18 protein-coding genes are annotated in these 15,307 nt (G+C 60.5%); 17 read left to right on the top strand and 1 reads right to left on the bottom strand.

Annotated features, from left to right (window positions below; genetic code table 11):
- Positions 1-28: 28 nt before the first annotated feature.
- Positions 29-961, bottom strand: coding sequence for a magnesium transporter CorA family protein (locus M7F93_RS01745; RefSeq protein WP_298168104.1), 933 nt, complete (start codon positions 959-961; stop codon positions 29-31).
- Positions 962-1,107: 146 nt separating this feature from the next.
- Between M7F93_RS01745 and moaB the strand changes: the two genes are divergently transcribed.
- From moaB to glmU, 17 genes are all read left to right on the top strand, one after another.
- Positions 1,108-1,650, top strand: coding sequence for a molybdenum cofactor biosynthesis protein B (gene moaB / locus M7F93_RS01750; protein ID WP_298168107.1), 543 nt, complete (start codon positions 1,108-1,110; stop codon positions 1,648-1,650).
- A gap of 10 nt (positions 1,651-1,660) precedes the next feature.
- The gene (locus M7F93_RS01755; RefSeq protein ID WP_298168110.1) at positions 1,661-2,200 is read left to right on the top strand and encodes a class I SAM-dependent methyltransferase; all 540 of its coding nucleotides are present in this window, start codon (positions 1,661-1,663) and stop codon (positions 2,198-2,200) included.
- Positions 2,194-2,649: a copper resistance protein NlpE gene (locus M7F93_RS01760; protein ID WP_298168112.1), complete on the top strand. Its 456-nt coding sequence runs from the start codon at positions 2,194-2,196 to the stop codon at positions 2,647-2,649. Before M7F93_RS01755 ends, M7F93_RS01760 begins: the two co-directional genes overlap by 7 nt.
- 7 nt (positions 2,650-2,656) lie before the next feature.
- Positions 2,657-4,531, top strand: a complete 1,875-nt coding sequence (gene mnmG, locus M7F93_RS01765) for a tRNA uridine-5-carboxymethylaminomethyl(34) synthesis enzyme MnmG (protein WP_298168115.1) — start codon at positions 2,657-2,659, stop codon at positions 4,529-4,531.
- Between the two features lie 5 nt (positions 4,532-4,536).
- On the top strand, positions 4,537-5,199 hold the full coding sequence (gene rsmG, locus M7F93_RS01770) for a 16S rRNA (guanine(527)-N(7))-methyltransferase RsmG (RefSeq protein ID WP_298168118.1): 663 nt from the start codon (positions 4,537-4,539) through the stop codon (positions 5,197-5,199).
- 46 nt (positions 5,200-5,245) lie between these two features.
- Positions 5,246-6,028, top strand: a complete 783-nt coding sequence (locus M7F93_RS01775) for a ParA family protein (RefSeq protein WP_298168121.1) — start codon at positions 5,246-5,248, stop codon at positions 6,026-6,028.
- Positions 6,025-6,873: a ParB/RepB/Spo0J family partition protein gene (locus M7F93_RS01780; protein WP_298168124.1), complete on the top strand. Its 849-nt coding sequence runs from the start codon at positions 6,025-6,027 to the stop codon at positions 6,871-6,873. The genes M7F93_RS01775 and M7F93_RS01780 overlap by 4 nt, the downstream gene beginning before the upstream one ends.
- A 63-nt stretch (positions 6,874-6,936) precedes the next feature.
- A complete protein-coding gene (locus M7F93_RS01785; RefSeq protein WP_298168127.1) occupies positions 6,937-7,335 on the top strand; it encodes a hypothetical protein in 399 nt (132 codons plus the stop codon).
- A gap of 2 nt (positions 7,336-7,337) precedes the next feature.
- Positions 7,338-8,087, top strand: coding sequence for a F0F1 ATP synthase subunit A (gene atpB / locus M7F93_RS01790; protein ID WP_298168130.1), 750 nt, complete (start codon positions 7,338-7,340; stop codon positions 8,085-8,087).
- 42 nt (positions 8,088-8,129) lie between these two features.
- Positions 8,130-8,384: a F0F1 ATP synthase subunit C gene (gene atpE, locus M7F93_RS01795; RefSeq protein WP_009561114.1), complete on the top strand. Its 255-nt coding sequence runs from the start codon at positions 8,130-8,132 to the stop codon at positions 8,382-8,384.
- A gap of 42 nt (positions 8,385-8,426) precedes the next feature.
- On the top strand, positions 8,427-8,906 hold the full coding sequence (gene atpF, locus M7F93_RS01800; protein ID WP_298168133.1) for a F0F1 ATP synthase subunit B: 480 nt from the start codon (positions 8,427-8,429) through the stop codon (positions 8,904-8,906).
- Between the two features lie 10 nt (positions 8,907-8,916).
- Complete coding sequence (locus M7F93_RS01805; RefSeq protein WP_298168135.1) at positions 8,917-9,456, top strand: F0F1 ATP synthase subunit delta; 540 nt, start codon at positions 8,917-8,919, stop codon at positions 9,454-9,456.
- Positions 9,457-9,472: 16 nt separating this feature from the next.
- Positions 9,473-11,017, top strand: coding sequence for a F0F1 ATP synthase subunit alpha (atpA, locus tag M7F93_RS01810; RefSeq protein ID WP_298168138.1), 1,545 nt, complete (start codon positions 9,473-9,475; stop codon positions 11,015-11,017).
- A gap of 9 nt (positions 11,018-11,026) precedes the next feature.
- Positions 11,027-11,893 carry a F0F1 ATP synthase subunit gamma gene (atpG, locus tag M7F93_RS01815; protein WP_298168141.1) on the top strand — a complete coding sequence of 289 codons (867 nt, stop codon included), beginning with the start codon at positions 11,027-11,029 and terminating at the stop codon, positions 11,891-11,893.
- A 40-nt stretch (positions 11,894-11,933) separates the two neighbouring features.
- Positions 11,934-13,343 (top strand): F0F1 ATP synthase subunit beta, encoded by a 1,410-nt coding sequence (gene atpD / locus M7F93_RS01820; protein WP_298168144.1) that lies wholly within the window; start codon positions 11,934-11,936, stop codon positions 13,341-13,343.
- Between the two features lie 3 nt (positions 13,344-13,346).
- A complete protein-coding gene (locus M7F93_RS01825) occupies positions 13,347-13,772 on the top strand; it encodes a F0F1 ATP synthase subunit epsilon (RefSeq protein ID WP_298168147.1) in 426 nt (141 codons plus the stop codon).
- 130 nt (positions 13,773-13,902) lie between these two features.
- On the top strand, positions 13,903-15,270 hold the full coding sequence (glmU, locus tag M7F93_RS01830) for a bifunctional UDP-N-acetylglucosamine diphosphorylase/glucosamine-1-phosphate N-acetyltransferase GlmU (protein ID WP_298168149.1): 1,368 nt from the start codon (positions 13,903-13,905) through the stop codon (positions 15,268-15,270).
- Positions 15,271-15,307: the final 37 nt, after the last annotated feature.

Genomic DNA, 15,307 nt, shown 5'->3' on the forward strand with positions numbered 1-15,307 from the left:
CGTCCCCTCCGTGCGTCCGTCAGCCCGTTCATATCCAGCCTTTCCGCTTGAAAATCAGTGCCAGTCCGGTAGAAATGCTCGCCCCCAGACCCAGCACGACCCAAAAAATCCAGTCGGTCTTCTGAAACGGCAGGGTCGTATTCACCCCGTAGAGGGTCGCCAGCAGACTCGGCACATAAAAGATCATGGCCAGCACCGTCACCACCTTCAGGCCATGATTGATGTTGTTCTGCACCATGCCGGCGTAGGCGTCCATCATCGACGTACTGGTTCCGGCATAGACCCGCGCCCGCTCATGGGCCACCTGCAATTCCAGCAGAGCCGTGTCGATCTGCCGGGTGGCGGGCAGATCGTCGCGGATTTCCGGCAGGCGGGAAATCTTGAAGGCCGTGGCGATATTGCCTACCAGTGCCACCTCAAAGCGGGTCAGACTTTTGCTGATCTCCAGCAGGGTAAAAAAGTCGCCATTGCTCTGGGTCCAGTCCAGTTGCTGCTCGTTATCGTGGATGGCGGCATTGAGCTGATGCAGGGCGTCTTCGTAGCTCTGCGCCAGAATCTTGAGGATGGCGGCGAGAATTTCGACACTTTCCGGTGGGCTGGAAAGATGCTCCATCTGCGCGAAAAAAGGCGATAATGGCGCAAAATCCCGGGCCAGCACCGTGGTAATCCGGTTTCCTTGCAGGATGATGCCCAAGGGCCGTTGTTCCCAGCTATCGACACCCGCGTCATCCCCCTTCACCGGGAATTGCAACGTAATGAAGACGCGCGCGCCATCGCGACGCAGCCAGGAGCGCTCATCGGGGTCGAGGATGTCCTGGGCAAAGTCCCAGTCGTCCGCCAACTGCCCCGCCCGTTGCCAGTCCGCCGGCAGCGGTGCCGTGAGATGCTGCCAGCCGCCTGCCGCCGCCGGTTCGGGCGCCGACGTCAGGGCTTGCGGATCTGCTGGCAGGGACACATCCATGATGCTCTCCAGATCAGAAGCGGGCTATTTCGGCGCCAGTGCCCGGAATCAGCGCTTATGGAGAGCGCCGCATGCCGTGACCCTTGGACCGCAGGACGGAGCCTTTTATACTGGACTTTCCGTCATCCTGTAAAGGGAATACCGCCGTGAGCAGTGCGCAGCAGCCACCCGAAAGCAAAGCCTTTTTACCCCTCGCCATTGCCATCCTCACTGTCTCCGACAGCCGTACGCCGGAAACCGACCAGTCCGGTGACAAAATTGCCGAACTCGCCAGTCAGGCCGGACACCGGATCGCTGTCCGCCAGATCATCGCCGACGACGCCGAAAGCCTGCGCACGCAACTGCGTGACTGGATCGCCGACCCCGCCATCGACGTGATCATCGCCACCGGCGGCACCGGTGTCACCGGCCGCGATGTCACCCCCGAAGCCCTCGCCCCCCTCATCAGCAAGCCCATCCCCGGCTTCGGCGAACTCTTCCGCATGCTCTCCTATCAGGAGATCGGCACCAGCACCATCCAGTCCCGTGCCGAAGCTGCCATCTGCGATGGCACCATCGTGTTCCTTCTTCCCGGTTCCACCGGCGGCGTCCGTCTCGGCATGGAGGCCATCATCATCCCACAACTGGATATCCGGCACCGCCCTTGCAACCTCAGCGAACTGCTGCCGCGCATCCGCCACGAGCAGTGAGGGTACGGCCATGACAGACGACGAAAAGCGGGCGCACTGGGACGCCTGCTATGCGCAAGTGGAGGCGGTGGAGCCAGAGCCGCTGCCTTTTTTGACGGCGCATGCGGATTGGCTGCCCGCCAGTGGCCGGGCGCTGGATCTGGCCTGTGGACGGGGCGGGAATGCGTTGTTTCTGGCACGCCGCGGTCTGGAGACTGAGGCCTGGGACTATGCGGAAAGCGCCGTGGCCGGGCTGCGCGAGCGGGCCGTTGGCTTGCCCCTGCAGGTGCAATGCCGGGATGTGATTGCCCGGCCACCGGCGCCCGAGTCATTTGCAGTGATCGTGGTTACGCATTTTTTGCACCGGCCGCTGTTCCCGGCGCTGGCGGCGGCGCTGCGGCCCGGCGGCTTGCTGTTTTATGAGACGTGGGCCGGGGCGTATGCCGGGCGCGGGCCACAGAATATGGCGTATCGGCTGGGTTTAGGGGAGTTGGCAGGGGCTTTCACGGGGCTGATTTTACTGGAATTGCAGGAGGATGTGGATCGGGCGGCAGGGGTCTGGCGGTGCTAAGGCCGCACGCTCTGTTTCTCTCCGCCGCCATCCTCCTGGGCGGCTGCGCCACCCAACCGGCCGCGACAACCCGCACGCCAACCCCGAAGCGGGGCATCGCCCACACCCGTCATGCGACACTAGACTGGGTTGGCACCTATGCGGGTGTGCTCCCCTGCGCAGACTGCCCCGGCGTGCGTGAGGTCATCACGTTAAACAAAGATCACGCCTATGAGATCACCACCCAATACGTGGGTCGTGGTGACCAGCTTTTTCGGCGCGGGAATGTGTTCTCCTGGATCGATGGCAACACCATCCGGCTGGAGGGCGTGGGCGCTGGGCCGAAGCTCTACCGTGTCGGCGCGAACCGGCTCACCCAACTGGGTAGGGATGGCCAAGTGATCACAGGCCCCCTCGCGGCGCGTTTTATCCTGAAAAAAATTGCCAAAACCCGGCGGAAACGCGGATAATCCCGCCATGCAAAATCAATTTGATGTCATCGTCGTTGGCGGCGGTCACGCCGGGACGGAGGCGGCTGCTGCGGCCGCCCGTTTCGGCGTGCGTACACTCCTGCTCACCCAGAACCTCGACACCATCGGCCAGATGTCCTGCAATCCAGCCATCGGTGGTATCGGTAAGGGGCATCTGGTCAAAGAAGTCGATGCCCTCGGCGGTATCATGGCCCTCGCCATCGATCAGGCGGGCATCCAGTTCCGCACCCTCAACGCCAGCAAAGGCCCGGCGGTACGCGCTACCCGCGCCCAGGCCGACCGCAGCCTTTACAAACGCGCGGTGCGGCGCCTGCTCGAAGACATTCCCGCCCTGCAACTGTTCCAGGGCATGGTCGGCGATCTGCTCATGGAGGGCGATCAGCTCGCGGGGGTCATCCTCGAAACGGGGCTGGTGCTGCGCGCACCCCAGGTCGTTCTCACCACGGGGACTTTCCTCGGGGGCCGGGTGCACATGGGCGACCAGAACTACGCCGCCGGCCGGGCCGGCGATCCGCCCAGCAACGCCCTCGCCCAGCGCCTGCGCGAGATGGCCTTCCCGGTGGCGCGCCTGAAGACCGGTACGCCGCCGCGCATCGACGGTCGCAGCATCGACTATAGCGTGCTGGAGGCGCAGCCCGGTGACACCCCGCCACCCGCCTTCTCCTTCATGACCCAGCGCATCGCGGTGCCCCAGCGCGCCTGCCATATCACTCATACCAACCTGCGCACCCATGAGATCATCGCCGCGAACCTGCACCAGTCGGCCATGTATGGTGGTCATATCCAGTCGGTGGGCCCACGTTACTGCCCGTCCATTGAGGACAAGGTCGTGCGCTTTGTCGACAAAAGCGCGCACCAGATCTTTCTGGAGCCGGAAGGCCTCGATACCCACGAAGTCTACCCCAATGGCATTTCCACCAGTCTGCCCTTTACCGTGCAGGTGGAACTGGTGCGCAGTATGCGCGGCCTGGAGAACGCCGTCCTCCTGCGTCCCGGTTATGCCATCGAGTACGACTACCTCGACCCCCGCGACCTCCACCTCAGTCTCGAAAGCCAGCGCCTGCCCGGTCTTTTCTGTGCGGGGCAGATCAACGGCACCACCGGCTACGAAGAGGCCGCGGCACAGGGCCTGCTCGCCGGACTCAACGCCGCCCGCCGCGCCCGTGACCTCGCGGCGTGGACGCCCGGTCGCCATGAGGCCTATCTGGGGGTGATGGTGGATGACCTCGTCACCCGCGGTCTTGACGAGCCCTACCGCATGTTCACCAGTCGCGCCGAGTATCGCCTGCAACTGCGCGAAGACAATGCCGATTTGCGTCTGACCCCCCATGGCCGGGCGTTGGGGCTGGTAAATGACGCGCGCTGGACGGCTTTCAGTACCAAGCAGGACATCGTGCAGGCGGAGCGCCGCCGCCTTGAAGGCCTGCGCATCCACCCCGGTAGCGTCATCGCCGAGCGTATTGCGGCGAAGACGGATCAGTTCCTCTCCCGCGATGTTACCGCCCTCGAACTTCTCCGCCGTCCTGACTGGGATTACGTCGGCCTGCTCAACACCCTCGAGCTGCCCCCTTGTACGGATGCCCAGGCCCGGAAGCAACTGGAGATCGAATGTAAATACGCCGGCTACGTCGCCCGCCAGCACGATGAGATCACCCGCGCCGCGCGCTGGGAGGGTACGGATATCCCTGCCGACATGGACTATGCCGCGGTGCGTGGTCTCTCTAGCGAAGTGCTGCAGCGCCTCGCCCGCCAGCGGCCCCAGACCATCGGTTTGGCCAGCCGCATCCCTGGTGTGACCCCGGCGGCCATTTCCCTGCTCCTGATCCATGTGAAACGTCGCGGTCTGCAGCAGGCCGGCTGATCCCGATGGCCAAGCCGGAGATATCTCCGCAGGTACTGCGCGCCCGTCTGGATGCCGGACTGGTGGCCCTCGGCCTCGACCGAGTTGATGCGGAGCAGCGTAATCTGCTGATCCGCTACCTCGCCCTCCTGCAGCGCTGGAATGCCACCCACAACCTGACGGCGGTGCGCGATCCCCTGGAGATGGTGCCCCGCCATCTGCTGGACAGCCTGGCGGTGCTACCCTACCTGCCGGAGGGCGCGGTGGCGGATATCGGCAGCGGCGCCGGATTGCCCGGTATCCCGCTGGCCATTTGCCGCCCGGCGCAACCGTTTACCTTGGTTGAACCGGCGGCGAAGCGGGTAGCCTTCCTCCGCCATGCCATCGCAGATCTTGGGTTGACCAACGTGCAAGTTGCCCCACAGGGCAGCGAAGATTACCACCCCGATCCCCTCCCGCAAGTCATTATCAGCCGCGCCACCGCGCCCCTCGCCCGTCTCGACGCCATGACCCGGCACTTGCAGGGTCCGCACACGCGGGTGCTCGCTCAGAAAGGTCCGGGTGTCGAGGCGGAGTTGGCCGACTGGCCCCGTGCCGCAATCCTCCACATCGCTCGTCAGGAACTCGCTGTCCCCGACCTGCCGCCCCGTCTGCTGCTTTCCTGGTGTGTACCCGTAATCATGCCCTAGCCCCCTGCGCCGCTACGGGGTACTCTAAGGGAAATCATTGTCGAAGATGGAAGTCTATCCAGTCATCATGCGCACGGTCGCTATTGCCAATCAAAAGGGAGGGGTGGGTAAGACTACCACCGCCGTCAATCTGGCCGCCGGACTGGCCCAGGTGGGCAAACGCGTCCTCCTGATTGATCTCGATCCCCAGGCCAACGCCACTACCGGCCTTGGTCTCGGCAGCAGCGCGACGTCGACCATTTACCACGTCCTCCTCGGCGAATTGCCGCTGAGCGCGGTGCTGCTGAACGCCTCTCCGGCGGGTCTCTCTCTCGCACCCTCCAGCCCCGATCTTGCCGGGGCGGAGGTTGAGCTTTATGGCCGCCCCGACCGTGAGCGGCATCTTAAAAATGCGTTGGCCCCAGTGAGTAACTTCGAATACGTGCTGATCGACTGCCCGCCCGCGCTCAATATGCTGACCATTAACGCACTGGTCGCCGCGGATAGCGTGCTGATCCCCATGCAGTGCGAATATTATGCCCTCGAAGGCCTGACCCAGTTGCTCGGCACCGTGCGCCGGGTGCGTGCGCAACTCAACCCACGCCTCGAAGTGCATGGCCTGCTGCGAACCATGTTCGACAATCGCAACCGCCTCTCCTCCGAAGTGGGGCTGGAGCTGGAGCGCCATTTCCCGGATAAACTCTATTGTACGGTGGTACCCCGCAATATCCGCCTGGCCGAAGCCCCCAGTTTTGGCCGCGCTGCATTGGAATATGATCCGGCCTGTGCCGGGTCGCGGGCCTATCAGGGGGTCGCCGCTGAGTTTTTACGTCGCGAGTGGGCGGAGTGAAGCGGGTCGGTCTCGGGCGCGGGCTGGACGCCCTCTTCGCCAGTGAAGGGAGCGCGGGCGGCGCTATGCGCGAGGTTCCCGTTGATTTGCTGCAACGTGGCCGTTATCAGCCACGCGGTTTGATCAGCGAGGAGTCTCTGGAAGAGCTGGCCGCCTCCATCCGCAGTCAGGGGGTGGTGCAGCCCATTGTCATTCGCGCCATCGGCGGCGGTCGCTACGAAATCATCGCCGGTGAGCGCCGCTGGCGTGCCGCGCAGTTGGCCAGTCTCAGCCATATCCCCGCCGTGGTCCGGGAGTGCAGTGACGAACAAGCCCTCGCCATCGGCATTATCGAAAATATCCAGCGCCAGGCTCTTAATCCTCTGGAAGAAGCCCAGGCCCTGCAACGCCTGCTCGACGAGTTTGGCCTCAGTCACGAAGCGCTGGCGGAATCTCTGGGTCGTTCCCGGGCCGCCATCAGCAATCAGTTGCGCCTGCTGCGCCTCTGTCCAGACCTCCATCCCCATGTCGAAAATGGCGCCCTCAGCGCGGGGCACGCCCGCGCCCTGCTCACGTTGCCAGACGATCGTCAGGTGCGGCTCGCGGATAGAGTCGTGCGTGAGGCCTTGAGTGTGCGGGCCACCGAACGCTTGGTGCAGGCCGAAGGCCGGGTCAGGCCGTCCAAAGCCGACCAGGATCCCAATGTGGCCGCGCTTTCAGCCCGTATTGCGGCGCGTCTGGGGCTGCCTGTTGTTTTGCGTGCTCAGGGGCGGGGCGGCGAATTGCGGATTCGCTGGGATGATCCCGAACAGGAAATGATGCTTTTCCGGCGTCTGGGCGTGTCGTTGGATGATGACGAAAGCTGAGTTTCGGCTCTTGACGGGTTGCATCAGCCTGTTTAGACTCTGCCCGTATTCTGGACCTGCCCGTTGAAAGAGCAAGAAAAACAAACGGGCATGGTAAATTTCTCGTCCTATGTTGGGCGGGTAACTGCGACAGTGCTGACGCTGGCCCTGTTCCTGGCTGCCTTGGTGGTTTGGCGCTGGGGGCGGGAAGCAGCCTACGCGGTGCTGTTTGCTGCATTTTTGAGCGTCATCAACATGCTCATTTTGGGTGGCCGCCTGATCGCGCTCCCCGTCTCCACGCATCGCGCTGCACAGCGCCTGGGTGGCGCGGTGTTGCAGCGCTGGATTATTACCATCCTCGGACTCATTTTTGCAATCTTCTGGTTGCACCTGCCGGTTATCGGGCTGGTCGCCGGGTTTTTGCTGACGCATTTCATATTTATGGCATTTCTGGTCCGTGAACGGACCAGGCAAAGGAGTTAAGCGTGGCATCAGGCGATATCGCCCATCACCTCGTAAACTGGTCCATCGGCGAAGGCTTCTGGACCTTCAATCTCGACACCATCATCATGGGTTGGGTCGTGGCTGCTATTCTGGTCATTACCGCCATGGTGGTGGGCGCACGTTTACAGACCAGCGCCCCCAGCGGCATGCAGAACTGGCTGGAAGGTGTTGTTGATTTCATTGATGATCTGGTGCAAGGCAGCTTCCCGGTCAAAGATCCTTTGATTGCCCCCGTCGCCATGACCGTCTTTCTGTGGATTTTGCTGATGAACAGCCTGGACGTTATCCCCGCCTACCTGCCTGGCACGGTTGCGCACTGGTTTGGGATCACGGAATTCCGCATCACCCCGACCGTCAATTTGAATACGACGTTGGGTGTAGCCATCGCGATCTTCCTGTTGATGGTAGCAACTAACCTGCGGGTGAAAGGATTCTCCTACTTCAAGACCTATCTGACCCATCCTTTCGGCATTTGGCTGGCGCCGATGAATATCATCATGTCGCTGATTGAAGAAATCACCAAGCCCCTGAGCCTTGGTTTGCGACTTTTCGGCAATATGTTCGCCGGTGAACTGGTCTTCCTGCTGCTGGCCATGCTGCCCTGGTGGGGCGAGCTGGTTATGGGCGAGGTCTGGTCCTTGTTCGAAAGTTTAATCATCATCCTGCAGGCGTTTATTTTTACCGTGCTGACCGTGGTTTACCTCGGCATGGCGAACATGCAGGATCATTAAAAAGTTTATTATTCCACTTTGCGACACTTGTAAGGAGTTATCATGGACGCACATACCATCATTGTTGCTGCTACTGCCATTGCCGTGGGTATCATTTTTGGCGCCGCTGGTCTGGGTTCCGCCATTGGTTGGGGTCTGATCACCTCCAAGACCATTGAAGGCATCACCCGTCAGCCGGAAATGCGCCCGCAGTTGCTGGTGAATACCTTCATCTTTGCCGGTTTGATGGAGTCTTTCCCTTTCATTATTCTGGCCTTCGGTTTCTGGTTCCTCTTCGCCAACCCGTTCCTGGGCTGATGCTGGGCCGGCTGAGTCGGCCCACTTGCAAGTGAGGTAGTCATGAATCCAGTAGGTATCAATGGAACACTGATCATTCAGTTGATCACCTTCGCCATCCTGGTGGCGTTGTTGTACAAGTATATGTATGGTCCTTTGCGCAAGGTCATGGATGACCGTCGCGCGAAAATCGCCGATGGCCTGGCAGCAGCGGAACGTGGTAAGGAAGAAATGGTCCTGGCGCAGAAGCGTGCGACGGAACTGCTCCATGAAGCCAAAGAAAAGGCGGCAGAAATTATCGCCAATGCTGAACGTCGTGGTGTGGAGCTGCGTGAAGAGGCCCAAGGTAAGGCGCGTGAGGAAGCCGACCGGATTATTGCCGGGGCGCGCGCTGAAATTGATGTCGAGACCAACCGGGCGCGTGAAGTGCTGCGTGGTCAGGTGGTCGGGCTCGTGGTCGATGGCACCCAGCGCATTTTGCATCGGGAAATCGACGATAAGACCCATCGCGACATCATCGACCGTATGGTCGGCCAATTGTGAGGAGACTCCCATGGCCGATCTGATTACGGTGGCGCGCCCCTACGCCGAGGCGCTGTATAGTGTGGCAAAGGAGGGCGGCCAGGAACAGGCTTGGGCAGATGCCCTGCGGGTTCTCGCCGCCATGGTCGCCGATGCTCAGGCGCGCGCTTTTCTCAACGACCCCGAGCGTCCTGAAGCCGAGAAAGTGGCTTTGCTGTGTGCCACTCCGGTAACCATGGATGTTAAGGCATGGGAGTCGTTTTTAGCGCTGCTGATCAGTAATGATCGCTGGGCGGCCGCCGCAGAAATCGGCTCGCTTTTCGACGAAGCCCTGCGTCACGCCGAAGGTATCGTCGATGTTCTGGTCACCAGTGCCATCGCCTTGGACGCCGATCAGAAGACGGCCGTGCAATCCGCTCTCGATCGTCGTTTCACCGGCCGCAAAGTGGTGTTCCGCGAGTCGGTGGATGCGGCTCTGATCGGTGGCCTAGTTATTCATACGGGTGATCTCACCATAGATGCTTCCGTGCGTGGACAAGTGCAGCAGCTTGCCCGAACCCTTCGCAGCTAAGTCTTGAGGAAATGGTATGCAACAACTGAATCCATCGGAAATCAGTGAACTGATCCGCGCCCGGATCGCCGGCTTTGAAGGCCGCGTCGAAACGCGCTCGCAGGGCACTATCATCAGTTTGAGTGACGGGATTCTCCGTATTCATGGTCTGGAAGACGTGATGTACGGCGAGATGCTGGAGCTCGCCAGCGGCCGCTTCGCGCTGGCCATGAATCTGGAACAGGATAATGTCGGCGCAGTCGTGCTCGGCGAGTTCTCCGGTCTGGAAGAAGGCGACGTCGTCAAATGTACCGGCAAGGTCATGCAGGTACCCGTTGGCAAGGCACTTCTCGGTCGTGTCGTTAATGCGCTCGGTCAACCGATTGATGGCAAAGGGCCTATAGATACGCAAGAATTCGACGTCCTCGAAAAAATTGCCCCCGGTGTGGTCGAACGTCAGAGTGTGGACGAACCCATGCAAACCGGTATCAAGTCCATTGATGCCATGGTTCCGATTGGCCGTGGTCAGCGCGAGTTGATTATCGGTGATCGTCAGACCGGCAAGACCGCTGTTGCCATCGACGCCATCATCAATCAGAAGGGCAAAGATGTGCAGTGTATCTACGTCGCTATCGGTCAGAAGGCTTCCACCGTCGCTGGCGTGGTACGCAAGCTCGAAGAATATGGCGCGATGGAGTACACCACGGTGATCGCTGCTAATGCCTCCGAGTCCGCTGCCATGCAGTACCTGGCGCCGTACGCCGGCTGTACCATGGGGGAATATTTCCGCGACCGTGGTATGAATGCCCTGATCGTCTATGACGATCTCACCAAGCAGGCTTGGGCCTATCGCCAGATCTCCCTGTTGCTGCGCCGTCCGCCGGGTCGTGAAGCCTATCCGGGTGATGTGTTCTACCTGCACTCCCGTTTGCTGGAGCGTGCGGCGCGCGTCAACGCCGATTTCGTCGAGAAGTTCACCAACGGTGCAGTGAAGGGCAAAACCGGTTCTTTGACCGCCCTGCCTATCATTGAAACGCAGGCGGGCGACGTCTCGGCTTTCGTGCCGACCAACGTGATCTCCATCACCGATGGCCAGATTTATCTGGAAACCGACCTTTTTAACTCCGGTATCCGTCCGGCCATCAATGCGGGTTTGTCGGTATCGCGGGTAGGTGGTGCGGCGCAGACCAAGATCATCAAGAAGCTGGGTGGTGGTATTCGTCTTGACTTGGCGCAATATCGTGAACTGGCGGCTTTCGCCCAGTTCGCTTCGGATCTGGACGAGATTACCCGCAAGCAGATTGAACGCGGCAAGCGGGTTACCGAGCTGCTCAAGCAGGACCAGTTCTCGCCGATGTCGGTGGCAGAACAGGCGGCGGCGCTTTTCGCGGCCAGCAGTGGTGCGTTGGATGACGTCGAAGTGGTCAAGGTGCGGCCTTTCGAGAGGGCGCTGCTCGCTTACCTGAGCAGCAATAACAAGGACTTGATGGCCGGACTCGAAGAAAAGAAAGAGTTGACGGACGACTTCAAGAAGCAGCTCGACGCGGCGGTCAAGCAGTTCAAGTCCAGTTCAACGTACTAGGAGAGCAGTATGGCCAATGCCAAGGAAATCCGCGGGCAAATCAAGAGCGTTAAAAATACGCGCAAGATCACCCGGGCCATGGAGATGGTGGCTGCGAGCAAGATGCGGCGCGCCCAGGAGCGGATGCGTGCCGCCCGTCCCTATGCGGAGAAGATTCGTGAGGTGTTGGGACATCTGGCGCAGGCGCATCCCGAGTACGAACATCCGTTGATGCAGGTACGGCCCATCAAAAAGGCGGGCTTTATCGTCGTGACCACGGACCGTGGCCTCTGTGGCGCGCTCAACGTCAACGTGCTGCGCAACGTCGTCCATAAGATGCACGATCTCCACGAGCAGGGCATCAATGCTGATCTCGCGGTCATAGGCAACAAGGGACTGGGCTTTTTACGGCGTCACAATGCGCATCTGGTGGCAGAACTCAACGGATTGGGCGATAAGCCCCGTCTGACTGATATGATCGGACCGATTCGGGCCATGGCGGATGCTTATGCCAAGGGTGAGGTCGACGTGGTGTACCTGGTCTCCTCCCGCTTCGTGAATACGATGTTACAGCGGGCGACGCTCGAGCAATTACTGCCGGTGGAGAAGCCGGAAGTTCCCGCAGAACCGCGTGGGGAGCGCTGGGATTATATCTACGAGCCTGAGGCGCGTCCGGTATTGGATCGTTTGTTGCAGCGTTATGTGGAATCAGTGGTATATCAGGCGGTCATCGAGCATCTGGCTTGTGAACAGAGTGCCCGGATGGTCGCCATGAAAAATGCCTCGGATAACGCGAAGCGCATGGTCGGAGATCTGCAGTTGGCCTACAACAAGGCGCGACAGGCCGCCATTACTCAGGAAATCGCAGAAATCAGCGCCGGTGCCGCGGCGGTCTGACGATTATGCACAGCATTTTTGGAATTTTGAGGGTTAAATCATGAGCGAAGCGGTTGCTAAAGAAAACGCCGTCGGCCATATCGTCCAGGTGATCGGGCCAGTGATCGACGTAGTCTTTCCTCGCGGGCAGGTCCCGGAGATTATGGAAGCTATTGTGGTCAGCGATAACAACCTGACCATCGAAGTGCAGGCGCAATTGGGTGACGGCGTGGCGCGTGGTATTGCCATGGGTCCCAGCGAAGGCCTCAAGCGCGGGCTGGCCGTCACCCGTACCGGTGCGCCCATCAGTGTACCTGTGGGTCATGGTACTCTGGGCCGGATCATGAACGTGTTAGGTGACCCGGTAGATGGCAAGGGTCCCGTACAGGCTGAAGAGCGCAAAGCCATTCATCGTGCGGCACCGGCATTTGACGAGCTGGCGGCGAGCACGGAGGTGCTGGAAACCGGGATCAAGGTCATCGATCTGGTCTGTCCTTTCGCCAAGGGCGGCAAGGTCGGCCTCTTCGGTGGCGCCGGTGTGGGCAAGACGGTGCTCATGATGGAGCTGATCCGCAACATCGCTATCGAGCACACCGGTTACTCGGTGTTCGCCGGCGTCGGTGAGCGCACCCGTGAAGGCAATGACTTCTACCACGAAATGACCGATTCCGGCGTGTTGGACAAGGTCGCCCTGGTCTACGGCCAGATGAATGAGCCGCCCGGCAACCGTCTGCGCGCCGGCCTGACCGGTCTGACCATGGCGGAGCATTTCCGGGATGAAGGCCGCGATATTCTGATGTTCATTGATAACATTTTCCGCTATACCCTGGCCGGTACCGAAGTTTCGGCGCTGCTCGGGCGTATGCCGTCGGCGGTGGGTTATCAGCCGACGTTGGCCGAAGAAATGGGCCAGTTGCAGGAACGGATTACCTCCACCAAGGTGGGTTCCATCACCTCGGTGCAGGCGGTCTATGTGCCCGCGGACGATCTCACCGATCCGTCTCCGGCGACGACCTTTGCCCACCTGGACGCCACGGTGGTGCTGTCGCGGCAGATCGCGGAACTGGGTATCTACCCCGCCCTTGATCCGCTGGACTCCTTCAGCCGTCAGCTCGATCCGCAGATTGTCGGCCAGGAGCACTATGATGTGGCGCGTTCCTGTCAGAAGACGCTGCAGCGCTACAAGGAGTTGCAGGACATCATCGCGATTCTCGGCATGGATGAACTGTCCGAGGACGACAAGCTGTTAGTGTCGCGGGCCCGCAAAATTCAGCGCTACCTGTCACAACCTTTCTTTGTCGCTGAAGTGTTCACCGGCAGCCCAGGTACCTATGTCTCTCTGAAGGAAACGATTCGTGCGTTCAAGGCGATCGTGGCCGGTGAGTATGATCATCTGCCCGAACAGGCCTTCTACATGGTGGGTACCATCGACGAAGTGCTTGCCAAGGCCCAGAAACTGCAGCAGGGCTAATTCATGGCTATGACCATAGATGTGCAGGTAGTGAGCGCCGAGGGCAGCATTTACGCGGGGGTCGCCGATATGGTGGTGGCCCCTGGCGAGATGGGTGAGCTCGGTATCCTGCCGCGCCACGCCCCGCTGCTGACCGGGCTGCGTCCTGGTGAGTTGCGGATCATTCATGGCGCGGCGACGGAATATCTCTTCGTCAACGGCGGCGTACTGGAAATTCAGCCCCATCTGGTGACGGTGCTGGCCGACTCGGCGGAGCGGGCGACGGATATCGACGAAGCCAAAGCCATGGCTGCCAAGCAGGCTGCCGAAGCGCGGATGGCCGGGCAGACGGATCAGATGGAGTATGCTGCGGCTCAGGCCGAATTGCTGGAGCAGATCGCGCGTCTGAAGACGGTGCGCCGTTTGCGGGATCAGGGATTGCTGCGCTGACGTCTCGAAGTGTTTGCATACTTGTTGAGCTACATCATACAGACCCCAGCGGCTAAACAGTCTCTGGGGTCTGGGTATTTTATGGTCTAGCGTTTATGCTGGCAAACAATGTGGGGCATGGGGACATTTCATGTTAACGGACATCGTAATACTCGCTGCCGGGCAGGGCACGCGCATGCGCTCTGCTTTGCCGAAGGTGCTGCAAGCGCTCGGGGGCAAACCAATGCTTGCCCACGTGCTGGCCATAGCGGCGGAGTTGTCGCCACGGCGTATCCATGTGGTGGTCGGTTTCGGCGGCGATGCCGTGCAGGCTGCCTTCCCTGACGCGCAGGTAAGCTGGTGGGTGCAGGCACAGCAGCTCGGTACCGGTGATGCGTTGAAATCCGCATTACCCGGCCTTACGGGAGCGGAACGGGTATTGGTGTTGTACGGCGATGTGCCACTCTTAACGGCTGCGACACTGCGCGAATTTCTCCGACAAACCCCAGTATCAGCACTAGGCCTGACGACTGCATCGCTCAGTGAACCCTACGGATACGGGCGGATTCTCCGCGATACGGACGGTCAGGTGCAGGGTATTCGTGAGCACAAGGACTGTCAGCCGGACGAAAGCGTCATCCGCGAAGTAAATCTCGGGATGATGGTATTGCCGGTGGCACCTTTGCAGGGCTGGTTGCAAGGACTATCGGCCCAGAATGCGCAGAGTGAAATTTATCTGACGGACGTGGTGTTGGCAGCGCGGGTGGATAACTATGCCGTCTGGCCCTTTACGCTGGCGGATGCGACTGAGGCCTTGGGGGTGAATGACCCCATGCAGTTGACGGATCTGGAGCGCGTGTTTCAGCGGCAGCAATTGCGTGCTCTGCAGATGCGGGGATTACGGGTGGCAGACCCGGCACGGATAGATATCCGTGGTGAGGTTACCTGCGGCCAGGACTGCTGGGTGGATCCCAATGTGTTGTTTGTTGGTGCGGTGCATTTGGGCGATCGCGTACGCGTGGGTGCCGGTGCGATTTTGCAGGACGTACAGATTGGTGATGATGTGGAAATTTTGCCCTACAGCCTCATCGAAGGTGCGCGAATTGCCGCAGGGGCACGGATTGGGCCTTTTGCGCGGATTCGCCCAGGAACGGAGATCGGCGAAGCCGCGCATATCGGTAACTATGTCGAAGTAAAGGCCTCAAAAATTGGCGCCGGCAGCAAAGCCAATCACCTGACCTATATCGGCGATGCGGAGATTGGTACTGGGGTGAACGTGGGCGCGGGGACGATTACCTGCAATTACGATGGCGTCAACAAGCACCGCACCATTGTCGGCAATGATGTGTTCATCGGCTCGGACAGTCAGTTGGTGGCGCCGGTGACTATTGGGGATGGGGCGACCATCGGTGCGGGCAGTACCATCACCAGAGAGGTTCCCGCAGGTGGTTTGACGCTGAGTCGCAGTCCGCAGCGTACTATTCCACATTGGCAGCGGCCACGGCGTGAGAAAAAATAGCGCCAGATAGCGCCGGCATTATCTTCGATTACAGGAG

It is taken from the genome of Acidithiobacillus sp. (assembly GCF_027322205.1).
GTDB lineage: Bacteria > Pseudomonadota > Gammaproteobacteria > Acidithiobacillales > Acidithiobacillaceae > Acidithiobacillus.